The sequence below is a fragment of the Streptomyces amakusaensis genome (genome assembly GCF_039532665.1).
GTDB lineage: Bacteria > Actinomycetota > Actinomycetes > Streptomycetales > Streptomycetaceae > Streptomyces > Streptomyces amakusaensis.
Map to the genome: position 1 here is coordinate 422,296 of NZ_BAAASB010000001.1, position 17,042 is coordinate 439,337.

Genomic DNA, 17,042 nt, shown 5'->3' on the forward strand with positions numbered 1-17,042 from the left:
ACTAGAAGGTGAGCACCGCGCGCGTCACCCGCCCGGCGCGGGCGTCGTCCGCCGCGCGGGAGAACTCCTCGACGGGGTAGGTACGGGTGGCCAGTTCGTCCAGGAGGAGCAGACCGCGCCGGTAGAGGTCCGCGTACAGCGCGATGTCGTGCTGGGGGCGGGAGGACCCGTAGCGGCAGCCCAGGATCGACTTGTCGAGGAACATCGCGGCCGGCGGGAAGGACGCCCGGGCCGAGGGCGCGGTCATGCCGAGGAGGACGGCCTGGCCGCCCCGGTCCAGGAGGTCGATCGCCTGCCCGACGAGGGCGGTGTCGCCGACGCACTCGAAGACATGGTCGGCCCCGGTCGGCAGGGTCCGGCGCACGGCCCCGGGCGAGAGGTGGAAGCCGGTCGCGCCGAAGAGCCGGGCGGGCTTCTCCTTCGCCGGGTCCACGTCGACGGCGACGATCGCGGACGCGCCCGCGAGCCGCGCGCCCTGGACCGCGTTGAGGCCGACGCCGCCCGCGCCGATGACGACGACGCTCTCGCCCCGGCCGACGCGGGCCCGGTTCAGCACCGCCCCGACGCCGGTGAGCACGGCGCACCCGAGCAGCGCGGCCGAGGTCAGGGGGATGTCCGCCGGGATGCGTACCGCCTGCACGGCCCGGACCACCGTGCGCTCGGCGAAGGCGGAGCTGGCGGCGAACTGGTGCAGCGGCGCGCCGAGACGGCCGAAGGGCCTGCCGGGGCGGCCGATCGCGCGCCGGCACATCGTGGGGCGGCCCCGGTCGCAGTCCGCGCAGGTGCCGCAGTTGGCGAGGGTGGAGAGCGCGACATGGTCGCCGGGCGCGACATGCGTGACCCCCGGGCCGACGGCCGCGACCACCCCCGCGCCCTCGTGCCCCAGCACGAGGGGCACCGGGAAGGGGATGGTCCCGTCGATCACCGCGAGGTCGCTGTGGCAGAGCCCGGCGGCGGCGATGTCGACGAGGACCTCGCCGGGGCCCGGCCCCCGCACCCCCAGATCGCCGACGACCTCGGCCGTGACGCCGTCGAAGACGACACCTCTCATCGTGGCTCCCTCGGCAGGCCGAGCACCCGCTCGGCGATGATGTCGCGCTGGATCTCGTCCGCGCCGCCGTAGACGGTGTCCGCCCGGGTGAACAGGAACATCCGCTGCGCGGCGTCGAGCGCGTACGGCCGTTCCCCGCTCCAGTCGTACGGCCCGGCCGTGGCCGCCGCTCCCCGTACGGCCATCGCCAGCTCCCCCAGCCGCTGGTGCCAGCCGCCCCACAGCAGCTTCGCGACGCTGGGCGCGCCCGCGTCGCTCTCGTCCCCGGCTCCCAGGGTGCGCAGCGCGTTCCACCGCATGACGCGCAGCTCGGCCCACTGGGTGACCAGCCGCGCTCTCAGCAGGGGGTCGTCGATCGCGCCGGTGGCGTGCGCGGTGCGGACGACGTCGGCCAGTTCCCGTTCGAAGCCGATCTGCTGTACGAGGGTGGCAACGCCGCGTTCCCTGGCGAGCAGGCCGAGGGCGACGCGCCAGCCGTCGCCCTCGCCGCCGACGAGGTGGTCGGCGCGGGCGAGCGCCCCGTCGAAGAAGACCTCGTTGAACTCGCTGGTGCCGGTCAGCTGGCGGATGGGACGGACGTCGACGCGCCCCGGCTGGTCCATTGGGACGAGGAGGAGGGACAGGCCCCGGTGGCGGGCGGCGGCGGGGTCGGTGCGGGCGAGTACGAAGCACCAGTCGGCGTGCTGGGCGAGCGAGGTCCAGATCTTCTGGCCGGTGAGCCGGTAGGCGCGGCCGTCCCGGACGGCGGCGGTCCTGATCGCGGCGAGGTCGGAGCCCGCGCCGGGTTCGCTGTAGCCCTGGCACCAGAGTTCCTCGCCCCGGGCGACGGGGGGCAGGAAGCGGTCCTTCTGGGCCCGGGTGCCATGGCGGAGGAGGGTGGGGGCGAGGAGGTTCTCGCCGATGTGGCCGACGCGGGCGGGGGCGCGGGCGCGGGCGTACTCCTCGGCCCAGACGACCTGCTGCGCGAGGGTGGCGGTCCGGTTGCCGTACCCCTCCTCGCCCCAGCCGATGCCGATCCACCCCGCCCGGCCCAGCTCCCGCTCCCAGCGCCGCCGCGCGGGCAGCCCCTCGTGCTCGCTCCCCGGCCCGCCCCCGACCCCCCGGTACTCCTCCCCGGCCTTCTCCGCCAGCCACTCCCGCGCCCGCGCCCGGAACCCGTCGTCGTCAGCCATGCCCGTCGCCCCGTTCGGGCGGCGACAGCAGCGGCATCGGATCCACCCCCACCGTCCCGGGGAGGAACTCCGCGATCCGCTCCGGTGTCCAGACCCCCTCCGCGTACCCGGCGCGCACCTCGCGCGGCTGCGCCCAGAGCGCGATCTTCGGGCCGGCGATCGTGTAGACCTGCCCGGTGACCTCCCGGGCCCGGTCGGAGAGCAGATAGACGACGAGCGCGGCGACGTCCTCGGGTTCGCCGATCTCCTTCAGCTCGGTGGGGACGTTCGCCGACATCCGGGTGCGCGCCACGGGCGCGACCGCGTTGGCGGTGACACCGTACTTGTGGAGGCCGAGGGCGGCGCTGCGGACGAGGGAGACGACGCCGCCCTTGGCGGCCGAGTAGTTCGCCTGGGCCACGGACCCCTGGTGGCTGCCGCTGGTGACCCCGATGAGGGTGCCGGAGCGCTGCCGCCGCAGCACCGCCGAGGCGGCGCGGAAGACGGTGAAGGTGCCTTTGAGGTGGGTCGCGAGGACCGGATCCCACTCCTCCTCGGTCATGTTGAAGAGCATCCGCTCGCGGAGGATCCCGGCCGCGCAGACGACCCCGTCGAGCCGCCCGTACTCCGCGAGCGCGACATCCACCACCCGTTGCCCGCCCGCCATGGTGGAGATGTCGTCGGCGACGGCGACCGCTCTCCCCCCGGCGTCCGCGATCTCCCGGGCGACGGACTCGCCGACCTCGGAGGCGGGCTCGCGGCCGTCGAGGGCGACGCCGTGGTCGTTGACGACGACCGCCGCCCCCTGGGCCGCCGCGACCAGTGCCACCGCGCGGCCGATGCCCCGGCCCGCGCCGGTGACGGCGATGACCTTGCCTGCCAAGAAGTTCCCCATGTCCGGCCCCTTCCGACGGTTTCTGACGGACCGTTAGATTTCTGTGGGCGAGGCACAGCATCTCCGCCCGGAGTCACGAGCACAAGCCCCGGGCCGCATCTTCAGGAGGCACGATCGGCGATGTCACTTCCCCCGGAGTTCCACGAGATCGCCCGGCGCGTCAACAACTGGGGCCGCTGGGGCGGGAGCGACGAGATCGGGACGCTCAACCTGATCACCGGCGAGGCGGTGCGCGCAGGCGTCGCCACCGTCCGGAGCGGGGAGCGGATCCCGCTGGCGCTCCCGCTGCGGCAGGGCGGGGTCCAGAGCGGACTGGTCCCCGGCAGGGTCGACCCGCTGCACACCATGACCCAGATCAACGCGGAGCTGTTCGGGCCGGGGGCGGTGGCCGTCAGCGACGACACCGTGACCATGGGGCTCCAGGCGGCCACCCACTGGGACGCCCTGACCCACGCCTCCCACTCGGGCCGGATCTACAACGGCCGCCCGGCGGACACCATCACCGCCCACACCCGGGCGCGGTTCAGCGGAATCGACTCCTTCCCCCCGCTCCTGACGCGCGGCGTCCTGCTGGACGTGGCCCGCACCAAGGGCGTCGACCGGCTGCCCGCCGCGCACGCGGTGACGCCCGAGGACCTGGACGAGGCGGCCGAGTTCGGCCGGGTGACCGTCGCCGCCGGGGACGTCGTGCTCGTACGGACCGGTCAGCTCGCGCTCTGTCTGGCCGGGGACCGGCGGGGCTACGGCTTCCCCTCCCCGGGTCTCTCGGTGCGCACCCCCGAGTGGTTCCACGCGCGGGATGTCGCCGCCGTCGCCAACGACACCCTGACCTTCGAGATCACGCCGCCCGAGATCGAGGGGCTGTGGCTGCCGGTGCACGCGCTGGACCTGGTCGAGATGGGGATGCCGCAGGGCCAGAACTGGAATCTCGAAATCTTGTCCACAGCCTGTGCACAGGCGCGCCGGTACGCCTTCCTGCTCTCGGCCGCGCCCGAGCCCTTCGTCGGCGGCACGGGATCGCCCGTGGCCCCCGTCGCCGTGCTGTGAAAAGCCTCAACGGCGGGCGGTGAGCAGCAGGCGGGCCGCCTCGCGCTCGTACGCGGGCTCCGGCGCGCCCCGGTCGACCTCGCACCAGATGGACTTGCCGCAGCCCTCCCGCCGCCAGCCCCAGCGGTCGGCGAGCCCGTCGACCAGCTCCAGGCCGCGCCCGCTGGTGTCGCCCCCGGCGGCGTGCCTCGGGCGCGGCGGCCGGGGGCAGGTGTCGGCGACCTCGACGCGCACGGTCCCCGCCTCCACGGCGCCCGCGCCGAAGAGGACCCGCAGCACGGCCGGGCAGCCGGTGTGCACCACGGCGTTGGTGACCAGCTCGGAGATCAGCAGGATCAGGGTGTCGGTCAGCGGCTCGTCACCCCGCATCCCGGACTTGACCAGCCGGGAGCGGGCCCATCTTCGCGCCCGACCCACCTCCGCGGGGTCGGGCCCGACCTCCAACTGAACCTGGAGCACCTGCACCGCTCACACCATCCGAACCGGCGGACACATCGCCTTGTGCCGCGACTGGGCCATGGATCTCGACCAGGTCACTGAAAGTGACACTCTTACGGAACAGCATGGTTGACGTACAGTCACCGAAACAAGCTCTTCGGGCATATTCCAGCGCGAAGGAGTACCCGTGGCGCATACTGTGCGACGCGCGCCGCGGAGAGTCGAACAGAGGCTCGTAGACCGCCTGGCCAGGGGAGTCGACACGGCTCGCATCCCATGGACGGTACCCGGTCCGGAGCCCGCCGCCGGGGTTCTCCGCCGGGGCGAAGGACACGAGCCGGTCACGACGCTCAGTGATGATGAGCGGGCCGGTCAGCCGCCGCCGACACCCAGCGTCTCCGCCTCGATCTCCTCGGCCGCCGCCGCCACGGGCCATGTCCGGGCGCGTGTCCAGGCCCTCTTGAGATGCAGATGGACCTCCGCCTCCCAGGTGAAGCCCATTCCGCCGTACACCTGGACGCAGTCGCGCGCGCCCAGCACGGCGGCCTCGTCGGCGAGGAGTTTGGCCCCGGCGATCTCGACGGGGTCCCCGGTGACGGCCGCCGCGTACACCGCGACCCGCGCGAGTTCCACCCGTACGAGCATCTCCGCGCACAGGTGTTTGACGGCCTGGAACGAACCCACCGGCCGGCCGAACTGCTCGCGCTCCCCCGCGTACCGCACGGCGGACTCGGTGGTGCGGGCGGCGCTGCCGAGCTGTTCGGCGGCGGTCAGCAGCGCGGCGGCCGGGTCGTGGCCCCCGGCCGCCGGGCGCGGGAGCCGGTGCAGGGGGGTGAGGGGGTCGACCGAGCGCAGCGGCACGGCTCCGGTGAGGTCGGGGGCGGGGTCCCCGGCGACCCGGTCGGCCGCCTCCAGCCAGGCCACCAGCTCCCCGTCGACGCGGGTGACCACGCTCTCGCCGGTCGCGGCCCCCGCCACCGTCCCGGCGGCGAGATGGGTGGCCACCAGCGGCCCCGGCAGCAGCACCCGGCCGGCCTCCTCGAAGACGAGGACCGCCTCGGCCGCCCCGAGCCCCACCCCGCCCGCCGCCTCCGGGAGCCGCAGCGCGAACACCCCCGCGTCCCCCAGCGCGCGCCAGAGCCCGCGCAGCCGGGCCCGGTCCACCGGCTCCCGGAGCGCCTGCGGCGGCCAGAGCCGCGCCAGCAGTTCGCGGGTCCCGGCGCGCAGCGCCCGCTGGTCCTCGGTGAGCCGGAAGTCCACGCCGTCAGCCGCCCTTCGGAAGGCCGAGGATCCGCTCGGCGATGATGTTCCGCTGGATCTGGGAGGTGCCGGCCGCGATGGTGTACGAGAGGGAGCCCAGCCGCTCCGCCGTCCAGCGGCCGTCCAGATCCAGGCCGTCGTCCCCGGCGACCAGGGCCGCCGCCTCGTACAGCTCCTGACGGGCGCGCGAGTAGCGCAGCTTGAGGACCGAGCCGCCCGTGCCGGGGGGTCCGCCGGTCGCCCGGGACTCGCTCGCGTTCCACTGGATCAGCCGCCACAGCGCGCGGAACTCGGCGTTCAGCCGGCCCAGGGTGCGCCGGAGCACCGGGTCGTCCCACTGTCCGCCCGCCCGCGCGGCGGCGGCGATCCCGTCCAGGGCGCGGCGGCAGGCCACCACTTCGCCCGCGAAGGCGGTGCCGCGCTCGAAGGCGAGGGTGACCATGGTGACCCGCCAGCCGTCGTTCTCCGCGCCGATCCGGTTGGCGAGGGGGACCCGTACCCCGTCGAGGAAGACCTCGGCGAACTCGGCGGTCCCGGTGAGGGTGCGCAGCGGCCGTACGGTCACTCCCGGCGCGTCCATGGGCATCGCGAGCCAGGAGATCCCCCGGTGTCTGGGGGCGGCGGGGTCGGTGCGGACGAGGAGTTCGCACCAGTCGGCGATCTCCGCGTGGGAGGTCCAGACCTTGGAACCGGTGACGAGGTAGTCGTCGCCCTCGCGCACCGCCCTGGTGCGCAGGGAGGCGAGGTCGGAGCCCGCGCCGGGCTCGCTGAAGCCCTGGCACCAGACCTCGTCGCCGCGCAGCACGGGTTCGAGCCAGCGCGCGCGCTGTTCGGCGGTGCCCTCGGCGGCGATGGTGGGCCCGGCGTGCAGCAGGCCGACGAAGTTGGCCCCGACGTAGGGCGCGCCCGCGCGTTCGGTCTCCTCCAGGAAGATCAGCCGCTGGGCGGGGGGCGCGTCCCAGTGGAGCCTGCCGTATCCGGCCTCGTACAGCGTGCGCTGCCAGCCGGTGTCGTACGCGCGCCGGGCGGGCCAGTCGCCGGGGTCCGGGCGGCCGGGGAGCGCGGGCAGGGCGCGGGCGAGCCACTGGCGCAGCCGGGCCCGGAACTCCTCTTCCTCCTCGGTGTGGGCCAGCTCCACTACTGGTCCAGGTCCAGGCCGAGCATGCGGATGGCGTTGCCGCGCATCAGCTTGTAGACGGTCTCCTCGTCGAGTCCGCGCACATGGTCGAGCGCGACCTCCTTGGTGTGGGGGAAGGTCGAGTCGACATGGGGATAGTCGGTCTCGAAGGTGGCGTTGTCGCGGCCGACGGCGTCGAGCGAGGCGATGCCGTGCTTGTCGCGGAAGAAGCAGCAGAAGATCTGCCGGTAGTAGTACGTGGAGGGCGGCTCGGGAACGGTGTCCTTGACCCCGCCCCAGGCCCGGTGCTCGCGCCAGACGTCGTCGGCGCGCTCCAGGGCGTACGGGATCCAGCCCATCTGGCCCTCGCTGTAGGCGAGCTTGAGCCGGGGGAAGGCGACCAGGACCCCGCTGAAGAGGAAGTCCGTCATCGAGGCCATCGCGTTGTTGAAGCTGAGCGCGGCCTGGACGGCGGGCGGGGCGTCGGGGGAGGCGGCCGGCATCTGGGACGAGGAGCCGATGTGCATGTTGACGACGGTCCCGGTCTCCTCGCAGACGGCGAAGAGCGGGTCCCAGTGGCCGGAGTGGATCGACGGCAGCCCCAGATGGGTGGGGATCTCGGAGAAGGTGATCGCCCGCACCCCGCGCGCCGCGTTCCGCTTCACCTCGGCGACGGCGAGGGAGACGTCCCAGAGGGGGATGATGCAGAGCGGGATCAGCCGGCCGCCGCTGTCCCCGCACCACTCCTCGACCATCCAGTCGTTGTAGGCGCGGACACAGGCGAGGGCGACCTCCTTGTCCTTGGCCTCGGCGAAGGTCTGGCCGCAGAAGCGGGGGAAGGTGGGGAAGCAGAGCGAGGCCTCCACATGGTTGAGGTCCATGTCCTTGAGGCGCTCCGCCGGGTCCCAGCAGCCGGGCCGCATCTCCGCCCGGGTGATTCCCTCCAGGGTCATCTCGTCGCGGTCAAAGCCGACGGCCGCGATATTCCGTTTGTACGGGAACCGCAGATCCTCGTAGATCCACCAGTCGGCGGGCGGGCCCTCGGGGTCCATGGTGATGCGGTACTTCCCGCCGATGTAGGCCAGCTCGCCGATGCCCGCGGTGAGCGGCCGGGGTCCGCGCTCGCGGTACTTCGCCGGGAGCCAGGTCTCGAAGAGGTGCGCGGGCTCGATGACATGGTCGTCGACGCTGACGATCCGGGGAAGCTCGGCCATGGTGTTCCCTCCGCGGGGCCTGTTCACCGGCCCTCAACTGATGACCCGTCAGATATCAGGCTAGCCCCGGCCCCCTGGACCGACAAGGCGGGCGGCCCTACGCTCTCGCCAGCACCTGACGGCCCATCACCTGTGGAGGGGTACGGGATGAACGAGACCGCGCACGCCCTCGGCCGCTCGCCCACCCTCTGGGAGCTGACCCGCCGCCGCGCCGAGCTCACCCCCGACCGGCCCGTCCTCCTCCAGGACGACCGCGTCCTGACCTTCGGCGAACTGCGCGACGGCGCGGAGACGGCCGCCGCCGGGCTCTTCGAGCGCGGGGTCCGCCCCGGCACCGTGGTCGCCTGGCAGCTCCCCACCCGTGTCGAGACCGTCCTGCTCTCCCTCGCGCTCGCCCGGCTCGGCGCGGTCCAGTCCCCCGTCATCCCCTTCCACCGCGACCGCGAAGTCGCCTATGTACTGCGCGAGTCCAAGGCCGAGTTCTTCGCCGTCCCCGGCGTCCGGCGCGGCTTCGATCACACCGCGATGGCCCGCCGCCTCGGCGCGCGCGGCGTCTTCGAGGCGTACGGGGACCTCCCGCGCGGCGACCCCTCGATCCTGCCCCCGCCGCCCGCCGACGGCACCGCCGTACGCTGGATCCACTGGACCTCCGGCACCACCGCCGACCCCAAGGGCGTCCTGCACACCGACCGCTCCCTGATCGCGGGCGGCTCCTGCCTCGCCCACGCGCTGCGGCTCACCGCCGACGACATCGGCTCGATCGCCTTCCCGTACGCGCACATAGGCGGCGTGGACTATCTGGTGATGCTGCTGATGTACGGCTTCCCCGCGGTCCTCTTCGAGCGGTTCGCCCTCCCCGGGGCGCTCGCCGAGTACCGGAGGCACGGCGTCACCACGGCCGGCGGCTCGACCGCCTTCTACTCGATGCTCCTCGCCGAGCAGCGCGAGCACCCCGGCCGCCCGCTGATCCCCACCCTCCGTCTGCTGGCGGGCGGCGGCGCGCCCCGACCGCCGGAGCTGTACCACGCGGTCGTCCGCGAGCTGGGCTGCGAACTCGCCCACGGCTACGGCATGACCGAGGCCCCGATGATCACCATGGGATCCCCCGGCGACACCCCCGGAAACCTGGCGGCCACCGAGGGCCGCCCGCCGCCCGGGATGGAGATCCGGATCGTGGACGGGGAGGTGCGGCTGCGCGGCGAGGCGGTGTGCCGGGGGTATCTGGACCCGGCGCTGACGGCGGAGGCCTTCGACGAGGACGGCTTTCTGCGCACCGGCGATCTGGGGCGGCTCACCGCGGACGGGCATCTGGTGCTCACCGGCAGACTCAAGGACATCATCATCCGCAAGGGCGAGAACATCTCCGCGCGCGAGATCGAGGATCTCCTCCACGCCCACCCCGCCGTCGCCGAGGCCTCCGTCGTCGGCCTGCCCGACCCCGTACGCGGCGAACGCGTCTGCGCGGTGGTGGTGCTCCGCCCCGCCGCCGAGCCGCTCACCCTGCCGGCCGCCACCGCCTTCCTCCGGGAGCGCGGCCTGGCGGTGCACAAACTCCCCGAGCGGCTGGAGACGGTGCCGGAGCTGCCGCGCGGGGGCTCGCTCCGGAAGGTGCTCAAGCAGCGGCTGCGGGAGCGCTTCTCCTGATGGGCCCGGCCCACGGACGCGGGGCTCACGGACGCGGGGCTCACGGGCGCGGGGCTCACGGGCGCGGGAGTCATGCCCCCTGGGGCAGATCGAGGATCATCACATCCATGACGAATCCATCGGCCCCACCGCGTGCCTCCCCCACCTTTCGGTACCCCCACCGCCGGTAGGCCGCCAGCGCGGCCGTCGCCTCCGGCCACATGTTCAGCATCACCCGCTCCTCGCCCGCCCCCTCGATCAGCGCGCCGTGCAGCCGCCGCCCCACGTCCAGCCGCCGCCAGCGGGCCCGTACCGCCAGCTCCATCAGCCCGAACGTGCGCCGCCCGTCCTCCCGGTCCATCCCCTCGGCCACCGGCGTGATCATGCGGTCCCACCATTCGGTCGCCGCCCCCAGCGCGTGCCCGTACGCCATCCCCACCGGCTCCCCGTCCGCGTCCCGCGCGATCGCCGCCCTGAACCCCGGCTCCCGCACCTTCGAGTCGAACCGCAGAAAACCGGCCTCCACTCCTTCCGCCGTCTCGAAGTACGGCGGCTCCGCGAACACCTCCGCGTACACCTTCCGCAACTCCCCCTCCGCCCGCGCGGCCCCCGCCCCGTCCAGCCGCTCCACAGTGACCGTCTCCCGCACTGTCATCGCCGTCCCCTCCCGCTCTGTGTCCGGATCCAGTAACCATGCCCTCTACACCCACGTCGGGACACCCCTGATCGTGGCAAGGTGGTGCCGCCACAAGTCCGGAGTCATCACCGTCTACCTCAGAGGTGTGGCCACGTGCCCCGACCGGTGAAATCGACAACAGCCGCCACCATCACCGCCGACGAAGACGTCGCGCGACAACAGGCGGAGATCACCCGGCTGCTGCTCCACCACATCCACGCGCCCCTCGCCGCCGATCTCTACCTCCGCGGCATCCTCCCCGCGCCCGCACCCGCCGAGGCCGTCCGCTTCGTCATCGGCAGCAGAAAGACCCGTACCCCCGAAGGGCTCCTCGGCTACGAGATCCCCCTCCGCGCGAACGGGGAGCACGGGGAACTCCGCACCGGCCACGACATCACCGGGATCCTGCGAACCCTCCTCACCGGCACCCACATCTGGTCCACCAGCCGTGTGAGCGACGTCATGGGCATGACCCTCATCCGCGTGGATCCCGCCACTCTGGCCCCCTGCACCGCCAACCGCGACGACCGGGCCCTGACCGTCCTGCACGGCATCACCGCCCCCGCCGCCGAGGAGCGGCCCGACCCCCGGCTGCGCGGATTCCTCTATCTCACCAAGGACCGGCTCCGCCTCTACCTCGACAGCGAGAGCGCCCCCAGCGTCATCGCCGCCGACGTCCGACCCTCCAGCGGCGTCACCACCCTCCTCGCCTCCCTCCCCGCCCTGCTCGCCGAGGAGGGGCTCCGCACGGTCGACGAGGCCGATCCGCACTGCCGCTGTCTGGTGGACCTCACCGGAAGCTAGCCCGCCCGCCTCGGCAAGTGGCCTGATCAGCACCGTTCTTGGAGAGGCCCGCCCAGGCCGCCGACCAGCCCCTGATAGCGTCCGCCAAGGGTTCCCCGACGCGCGATGGAGATCGTCCATGAAGCTGCTCCCGCTGTTCCTCCGGCGGCCGATCGAGGCGGTCTACGAGCGCCGCCTGGCCTCCACCCTGGCGGGGCTCCCGCGCCCGAAACACGTCGGCATCATGCTCGACGGCAACCGCCGCTGGGCCCGGCAGGCCGGCCTCTCCGACGTCCGCGACGGCTACCGCGCCGGCGGCGCCAAAGCCACCGAGTTCCTCGGCTGGTGCACCGCCGCCGGCATCGAGCACGTCACCCTCTTCATGCTCTCCGACGACAACCTCGGCCGCCCCGCCGAACAGCTCGTCCCCCTCATCGAAGTCATCGAAGAGACCGTCCAGGACATCACCGCCCCCGGCCGCCCCTGGGAGGTCCAGGTCATCGGCTCCCTCGACATGCTCCCCGGCGCCAGCGCCCGCGTCCTCAAGGAAGCCACCTCCACCACCACCGGCCGCGGCGGCCTCAAAGTCGACATCGCCATCGGCTACGGCGGCCGTCGCGAAATCGTCGACGCCGTCAAAAGCGCCTTCGAAGACCACATCTCCTCCGGCGGCGACCCCCTCGAACTCGTCGAACGCTTCGAGATCGAGGACATCTCCCGCCACCTCTACTCCCCCACCGCCGCCCACACCGACTTCATCATCCGCACCTCCGGCGAACAGCGCCTCTCCGGCTTCCTCCTCTGGCAGTCCGCCTACGCCGAAATGCACTGGGTCGACTGCTACTGGCCCGCCTTCCGCCACGTCGACTTCCTCCGCGCCCTCCGCTCGTACGCGAACCGCGAGCGACGCTTCGGCAAGTGAAGTGCCCCGGACAGCCTCCGCCCACACGGGTTTATGCCACAACGCGCATAGTCGCGTCCCTGCATGGACGCCCGGTCGGCACCCCCGTACGGTCATGGCCATCAGGGGCCGACCGGCCCCGGACCCAAGGGGGTTCGATCATGGCTCGTGAGGAACTGACCCGGCTCACCGGCAACGGAAACGGCACGTGCGGAGGGGAGGACTGCCCGAACGTCTACCGCACGGCGAAGGGGTCGTTCGTGGTTCAGGGCGACATGTCCCGCGTGTTCGACGCACCGGAGAGGGAGGGGCTCGTGGAGATCCCGGAGGAGACATTGCGGGAGGCTTTTCGTGCTCTTGGCCGGTGAGAACTGGAGCCGACGATTCACGGGAATCGCACACGAAGCATGGCGGCTCGAAACCCTCCCGCAGTATCTCGTACCGCAGGAAGCTGAAGAGTTCTCGGCCTTCCGCGAGGGGCGGCCACTGCCTCCCTACACGGCTTCCGCGTACACCGAACGCGTCTCGCGCCAGCGAACCGAGGGCAAGCACAACGGCCGCGTACACATCGTGACGCAACCACTCTCCGACTATCTGCGGTTCGAGTTCAGCCGCTACTACGAGGTGCACGCCCAGGCCGGCGACAACATTCGCATCCTCGATGCGACCAACCGGCCGAACCCTCTTGAGGGGGTTCAAGACTTCTGGATGTTCGACCGGTCAGAGGTGGTCCTCATGAACTATGAGGAGGACGGCACACAGATCAACCGCGAGGTATTCGAGGGCGATGTCTCCCCCTTCATCGAGTACCAGCGCATCGCGATCGCGGAGTCGGTGCCCTTTCAGGAGTACGTGAACGGTGGCCATCCAGCCTGATCAGCTCGACCGGTCCGGGCCGGAGCTGGCAGCTGTACTCAGCTTTCGCCGCCGCCAGTCGTGCACGGCTTCGGTTTCTTGCGTCCGCAGTGGGGGTCGGGGCAGTGGATGCCCGTGACGGCTCCGGTGTCGCTGTCCCGGTGTACGTGGGTGTGGGAGGTCGCGTGCGCGTGGGTGCGGACGGGGACGCCCCAGCGGGTGAGGCGGGCGGCGAGCCAGGGGGCGTGGACGTCGTACGTCCGGGCGATGGCTTTCAGGGAATCGCCCCGGGTGTAATGGTGATGACGGTGGTCCGGTCGGCGAGGACGCGGTCGCGGGCCGCCGCCTTCTCCGCAGCCGTACGGCGCGTACGGGGGCCGCTGCCGCTCGCGGGCGGGGGATCGCCTTGCACCGGGTCCGCTGGAACCTCGGGCCGCCCGCGCATCAGGGCCGCCCCTTCCTGCTGATCTCGTTCCGCTCGGCCACGGCCGCCGAGAGCCAGTCGGCGGCCGTGGCCGAGCGGACGTCCTCCACCGGCGCGTCCCACTCCCGACCACCCTGCGGAGGCCGCAGCGCGTAGTGGGTACCGCACTCCTCCATCACCACACCCACCCGCCTCACTCTGACGTCGTACGCGAGTGCACCGACCGCGAGAGCGTCACTCATGCCGACCCTCAGTGCCACCAGGAGGCGAGGTGTGGAGATCCGTACCGCCGTCGGCCCGTGCACCGTCGGTCCTCGCTGCTTGTCTCATTGCGTCTGGCCTCACTTCGATGCTCTTGTCCGTTGAACGTGCCGAGGCAGGGCACACCCCAAGGGCAGCCCGCGGCGTAGCCATTTGCTCACCTTGAGTGAGCGAGCTAGCTCGAAGATATGGGCAACTAGTTCTGCTAGCAAGCTCCTTGAGTGAACTAGCTCAAAGGTGGGATGGTGGCTCGCATGGCGCATCCTTACGAGCAGATCGCGGAGCACTACCGGACGAAGATCCGAGACGGTGACCTTTCTCCTGGTGATCGGCTGCCGTCCATCAAGAACTTGTCCACCGAGCACGGCGTGGCAACGGCGACGATCCGGAACGCCCTGTCCTGGCTACAGGTCGAGGGCTACGTGGTCACGACACATCGCGGCACCTTCGTCGCCGAGCGGCCCAAAGGTGCCGCGTCCGCGCGAGACCGGCTGGCACGGACGATAAGGACGGGCTCGCTCTTCGCTCGTGGCGAGACCGCGCGGGTGACGTTCGCCGGCCTCTTCATTCCGCCGCTGTATCTGGCGGAACTGTTCGACCTTGACCCCGGGGACCAGCTCATCCGCCGTGAGTACGTGACCGGCAAAGGTCAGCATCGGCTCATGCTCGCCGTGGACTGGTACCCGGCGACCTTCGGCAACGTGCCCGACATCTTCTCCACCTCACCGGCGAAGGCAGACAGCGTGCTGCAACGGATCGAGGAGACCACCGGGCGCCGCGTCACATCGGGCCGTGACGCCATGCACGGCAGAAACGCGGACGAGCGGGAAGCACATCTGCTGACTGTCGCGGTCGACAGCCCGATCCTGGCGGGCGCTCATGAATGGGCGGATGACCAAGGGCTGATCTGCTACGGCGAATGGTGTCTTCCGACTGATCTCACGATCGGCTACGAGTACACCCTTTAGTCGGAGCGCCGACGCGTTGTCGTCCGCAGAGCCAGTGTCCTGTCTTCAGCAACTCGCCAAGGAGTACGCCAATGAGCGACCTGACCGGTTGGATCAAGTCCAGCTACAGCGAGAACGGCGGCGCATGCGTCGAGTGGGCCCCGACGAGCGTGCCCACCACCGGCGTCGTCCCCGTCCGGGACAGCAAGCGGACCGACGGCCCCGTCCTCATGCTCACCCCCTCCGCGTTCACCGGCCTGGTGACCCTCGCCCGGAACACCGATGTGAGCTGAGCCCCCCGCTCTGGCGAACCCCGTTCGGCGGCCGACCGCCCGGACGGGGTTTCCCATACCCGGCCTGGATATTCGCGGACACGATCAGCCACGAGACGCCGCGGTCCTGATCGTCTTCGGCGTCAAGACGCTGGTGAACGCCCGCCAGAGGCAGGGGAGGAAGCCGCGCCCGGGGCCGTGGAAGCCCGTTCGGGGTGGAGTTCGTACCGCTCGGGTCTGCTGCTCGTTCTCGGCGTCCGGATGGCCGTCGAAGGCTGACGGCCGCCGGTCGCGGTCGAAGTCCCGGCATGTCAGGGCACGGTGATGACGATCTTGCCTCGCGCGTGGCCGGTGGCGCTGACGTCATGAGCCGCGGCGGCCTCCTGGAGCGGGAACACGGCGTGCAGCGGAACGGTGAGGAGGCCGCGGTCGGCGAGGTCGGCCGCCAGGGGAAGCCCTGCCCGGCCCGGTGACTCTCCGGCCTCGGAGCGGGAGAACCGTACTCCGTGCCGGTCGGCGTCGAAGTCCGCGATGGTCACCACGCGGTGGGGGTCGCCGACGATGGCCACCAGTTCGGCGAGGGAGCCCTTGCCGGCCGCGTCCAGAGCCACATCGACACCGGGCGGAGCCAGGGGGGCGAGGCGCTGGGCCAGCCCCGGCCCGTAGGTGACCGGTACGACACCGAGCCGGTCGAGGAAGCCGTGGTTGCGCTCGCTCGCGGTGCCGATCACGGTGAGGCCGCGGGCCCGGGCGAGTTGCGCGGTGATGGTGCCGACGCCTCCGGCGGCACCATCGATCAGCAGGGTCATGCCTTCGGCGGCTCCCAGCGCTTCCAGCACACGGGTGGCCGAGTCGATATTGCCCGCGGCACCGCCCGCTTCCTCGAAGGACCACGACCGGGGCTTGGCCGCCCACGCCTCCAGCACGGCGTACTGGGCCGCGGCACCTCCCTGGTCCAGGAAGGGGACGAGGCCGAAGACCGCGTCCCCCACGGCGGTGCCGGTCACCCCCGCTCCCACCTCGTCGACGATTCCCGCGGCGTCCATGCCGGGGACATGGGGGAATTCCACGGTGACGACGGACCGCAGCCTTCCCGAGCGCAGGTACCAGTCAGCAGGGGTCACTCCGGTGGCCCGCACCGCGATGCGGACCTGACCGGGCCCGGCGTGCGGCTCTTCGATCTCCTCCACGCCAAGGACCTCGGAACCGCCATAGCGGTGGTACTGCACAGCCAACATGGGGAACCAGCTCTCCGCGACAGAGGTGACCGCGGGGCACCGCGGCACCAGGTCACGCTAATGCGCTAAACGGTCGACCCCTTCCGTTTGCGGTTAAGTGGGAGACATGCCCGCCCAACTGCCTCGGAACCCGCCCCCCTCCGCCTCCGGCCCTCCCACCCCGGGCCAGAGAGCCGACGCCCGTCACAACCGCGCCCGGCTCCTCCGGGCCGCCCGCGAGGCGTACGCCCTCAACGGTCCCGACGTACCCTCCAGCGCGATCGCCCGCAGAGCGGGCGTGGGTGCCGCCACCCTCTACCGCCATTTCCCGACACGCGGCTCACTGATCGCCGCCGCCTTCTCCGAACAACTCGGCCAGTGCGTCGCCGCCCTCGACGAGGCCCTCCAGGACGACGACCCCTGGCGCGGACTCCGCAGCGTCCTCACCAAGGTGTGCACGATGCAGGCCCAGGACCGCGGTTTCAGCGCCGCGTTCCTCTCCCAATTCCCCGACACGCCCGGCGTCCACCACGAGCGCACCCGCGCCGAGGCGGGCCTCGCCCGGCTGGTGCGGCGCGCGAAAGACACCGGACAGCTGCGCGAGGACTTCGACCCCAGCGACGTCACCCTGTTCCTCCTGGCCAACAACGGCGTCGTACGAGACTCCCCGGCGGCGGCCTCCATGGCCGCGTCCCGCCGGCTGCTCGCCTACTTCCTCCAGTCCTGCCCTCCGACGGACGGCACTCCTCTGCCCCGGCCCGCGCCGCTCCGCCTTGGCGACCTCTACAAGCCACCGCACCGAACGGGGTGACCGGTTGTCCGGCGCGGCCGTCAACCTCGTTGTCAGTGGCGGACCATACTCTTCGGCGGAGCCGGCTCGCGCGGTCTCGCGCGCCTGTGCACAAGGGGA

General features: G+C 72.0%; 20 protein-coding genes. 9 read left to right on the forward strand and 11 right to left on the reverse strand.

All coding sequences use genetic code 11. The annotated features are described in order from the left end of the window. Position 1: 1 nt before the first annotated feature. Genes ABD371_RS01675 through ABD371_RS01685 form a run of 3 tightly spaced genes read right to left on the reverse strand, consistent with a single transcriptional unit; the run spans position 2 to position 3,097 of the window. A complete protein-coding gene (locus ABD371_RS01675) occupies positions 2 to 1,051 on the reverse strand; it encodes an alcohol dehydrogenase catalytic domain-containing protein (RefSeq protein WP_344471812.1) in 1,050 nt (349 codons plus the stop codon). Further along, positions 1,048 to 2,223: an acyl-CoA dehydrogenase family protein gene (locus ABD371_RS01680; protein WP_344471814.1), complete on the reverse strand. Its 1,176-nt coding sequence runs from the start codon at positions 2,221 to 2,223 to the stop codon at positions 1,048 to 1,050. Before ABD371_RS01680 ends, ABD371_RS01675 begins: the two co-directional genes overlap by 4 nt. Next, a complete protein-coding gene (locus ABD371_RS01685; protein ID WP_344471816.1) occupies positions 2,216 to 3,097 on the reverse strand; it encodes an SDR family oxidoreductase in 882 nt (293 codons plus the stop codon). Before ABD371_RS01685 ends, ABD371_RS01680 begins: the two co-directional genes overlap by 8 nt. 120 nt (positions 3,098 to 3,217) lie before the next feature. Between ABD371_RS01685 and ABD371_RS01690 the strand changes: the two genes are divergently transcribed. Continuing rightward, positions 3,218 to 4,144 (forward strand): cyclase family protein, encoded by a 927-nt coding sequence (locus ABD371_RS01690; protein WP_344471819.1) that lies wholly within the window; start codon positions 3,218 to 3,220, stop codon positions 4,142 to 4,144. Between the two features lie 6 nt (positions 4,145 to 4,150). Here ABD371_RS01690 and ABD371_RS01695 read toward each other — a convergent pair whose 3' ends face one another. The 4 genes from ABD371_RS01695 to ABD371_RS01710 all read right to left on the reverse strand — a co-directional run bounded on the left by ABD371_RS01695 (position 4,151) and on the right by ABD371_RS01710 (position 8,173). After that, positions 4,151 to 4,609, reverse strand: coding sequence for an ATP-binding protein (locus tag ABD371_RS01695; RefSeq protein WP_344471821.1), 459 nt, complete (start codon positions 4,607 to 4,609; stop codon positions 4,151 to 4,153). Between the two features lie 345 nt (positions 4,610 to 4,954). Continuing rightward, complete coding sequence (locus ABD371_RS01700) at positions 4,955 to 5,842, reverse strand: acyl-CoA dehydrogenase family protein (protein WP_344471823.1); 888 nt, start codon at positions 5,840 to 5,842, stop codon at positions 4,955 to 4,957. Positions 5,843 to 5,846: 4 nt separating this feature from the next. Next, positions 5,847 to 6,980 (reverse strand): acyl-CoA dehydrogenase family protein, encoded by a 1,134-nt coding sequence (locus ABD371_RS01705; RefSeq protein WP_344471825.1) that lies wholly within the window; start codon positions 6,978 to 6,980, stop codon positions 5,847 to 5,849. Beyond that, entirely contained in the window at positions 6,980 to 8,173 is a 1,194-nt protein-coding gene (locus ABD371_RS01710; RefSeq protein ID WP_344471827.1) for an amidohydrolase family protein, read from the reverse strand. Before ABD371_RS01710 ends, ABD371_RS01705 begins: the two co-directional genes overlap by 1 nt. 147 nt (positions 8,174 to 8,320) lie before the next feature. Between ABD371_RS01710 and ABD371_RS01715 the strand changes: the two genes are divergently transcribed. Next, positions 8,321 to 9,817: a class I adenylate-forming enzyme family protein gene (locus ABD371_RS01715; protein ID WP_344471829.1), complete on the forward strand. Its 1,497-nt coding sequence runs from the start codon at positions 8,321 to 8,323 to the stop codon at positions 9,815 to 9,817. Between the two features lie 70 nt (positions 9,818 to 9,887). On the opposite strand, the gene ABD371_RS01720 is transcribed toward ABD371_RS01715, so the two are convergent. Then, positions 9,888 to 10,451 carry a GNAT family N-acetyltransferase gene (locus ABD371_RS01720; RefSeq protein ID WP_344471831.1) on the reverse strand — a complete coding sequence of 188 codons (564 nt, stop codon included), beginning with the start codon at positions 10,449 to 10,451 and terminating at the stop codon, positions 9,888 to 9,890. Positions 10,452 to 10,586: 135 nt separating this feature from the next. Between ABD371_RS01720 and ABD371_RS01725 the strand changes: the two genes are divergently transcribed. The 4 genes from ABD371_RS01725 (at position 10,587) to ABD371_RS01740 (ending at position 13,032) form a co-directional block, all read left to right on the forward strand. Continuing rightward, positions 10,587 to 11,276 carry a hypothetical protein gene (locus tag ABD371_RS01725; protein WP_344471833.1) on the forward strand — a complete coding sequence of 230 codons (690 nt, stop codon included), beginning with the start codon at positions 10,587 to 10,589 and terminating at the stop codon, positions 11,274 to 11,276. Between the two features lie 118 nt (positions 11,277 to 11,394). Then, on the forward strand, positions 11,395 to 12,177 hold the full coding sequence (locus tag ABD371_RS01730) for an isoprenyl transferase (RefSeq protein ID WP_344471835.1): 783 nt from the start codon (positions 11,395 to 11,397) through the stop codon (positions 12,175 to 12,177). A 140-nt stretch (positions 12,178 to 12,317) separates the two neighbouring features. Continuing rightward, positions 12,318 to 12,524, forward strand: a complete 207-nt coding sequence (locus ABD371_RS01735) for a hypothetical protein (RefSeq protein ID WP_344471837.1) — start codon at positions 12,318 to 12,320, stop codon at positions 12,522 to 12,524. After that, positions 12,508 to 13,032, forward strand: a complete 525-nt coding sequence (locus ABD371_RS01740) for a DUF6879 family protein (RefSeq protein WP_344471839.1) — start codon at positions 12,508 to 12,510, stop codon at positions 13,030 to 13,032. The genes ABD371_RS01735 and ABD371_RS01740 overlap by 17 nt, the downstream gene beginning before the upstream one ends. A gap of 253 nt (positions 13,033 to 13,285) precedes the next feature. Here ABD371_RS01740 and ABD371_RS01745 read toward each other — a convergent pair whose 3' ends face one another. Next, a complete protein-coding gene (locus ABD371_RS01745; RefSeq protein ID WP_344471841.1) occupies positions 13,286 to 13,423 on the reverse strand; it encodes a hypothetical protein in 138 nt (45 codons plus the stop codon). 32 nt (positions 13,424 to 13,455) lie between these two features. Next, complete coding sequence (locus ABD371_RS01750; RefSeq protein ID WP_344471843.1) at positions 13,456 to 13,677, reverse strand: hypothetical protein; 222 nt, start codon at positions 13,675 to 13,677, stop codon at positions 13,456 to 13,458. A gap of 273 nt (positions 13,678 to 13,950) precedes the next feature. Between ABD371_RS01750 and ABD371_RS01755 the strand changes: the two genes are divergently transcribed. Then, positions 13,951 to 14,664, forward strand: a complete 714-nt coding sequence (locus ABD371_RS01755; protein ID WP_344471845.1) for a GntR family transcriptional regulator — start codon at positions 13,951 to 13,953, stop codon at positions 14,662 to 14,664. A 71-nt stretch (positions 14,665 to 14,735) separates the two neighbouring features. After that, complete coding sequence (locus ABD371_RS01760; RefSeq protein ID WP_344471847.1) at positions 14,736 to 14,936, forward strand: DUF397 domain-containing protein; 201 nt, start codon at positions 14,736 to 14,738, stop codon at positions 14,934 to 14,936. Between the two features lie 290 nt (positions 14,937 to 15,226). Here the strand turns inward: ABD371_RS01760 and ABD371_RS01765 are convergent, their stop codons facing one another. Then, a complete protein-coding gene (locus ABD371_RS01765) occupies positions 15,227 to 16,153 on the reverse strand; it encodes an NADP-dependent oxidoreductase (RefSeq protein WP_344471849.1) in 927 nt (308 codons plus the stop codon). A gap of 106 nt (positions 16,154 to 16,259) precedes the next feature. On the opposite strand from ABD371_RS01765, the gene ABD371_RS01770 reads away from it, so the two are divergent. Next, positions 16,260 to 16,943, forward strand: coding sequence for a TetR/AcrR family transcriptional regulator (locus ABD371_RS01770; protein ID WP_344471851.1), 684 nt, complete (start codon positions 16,260 to 16,262; stop codon positions 16,941 to 16,943). The last annotated feature ends 99 nt before the right edge of the window (positions 16,944 to 17,042 follow it).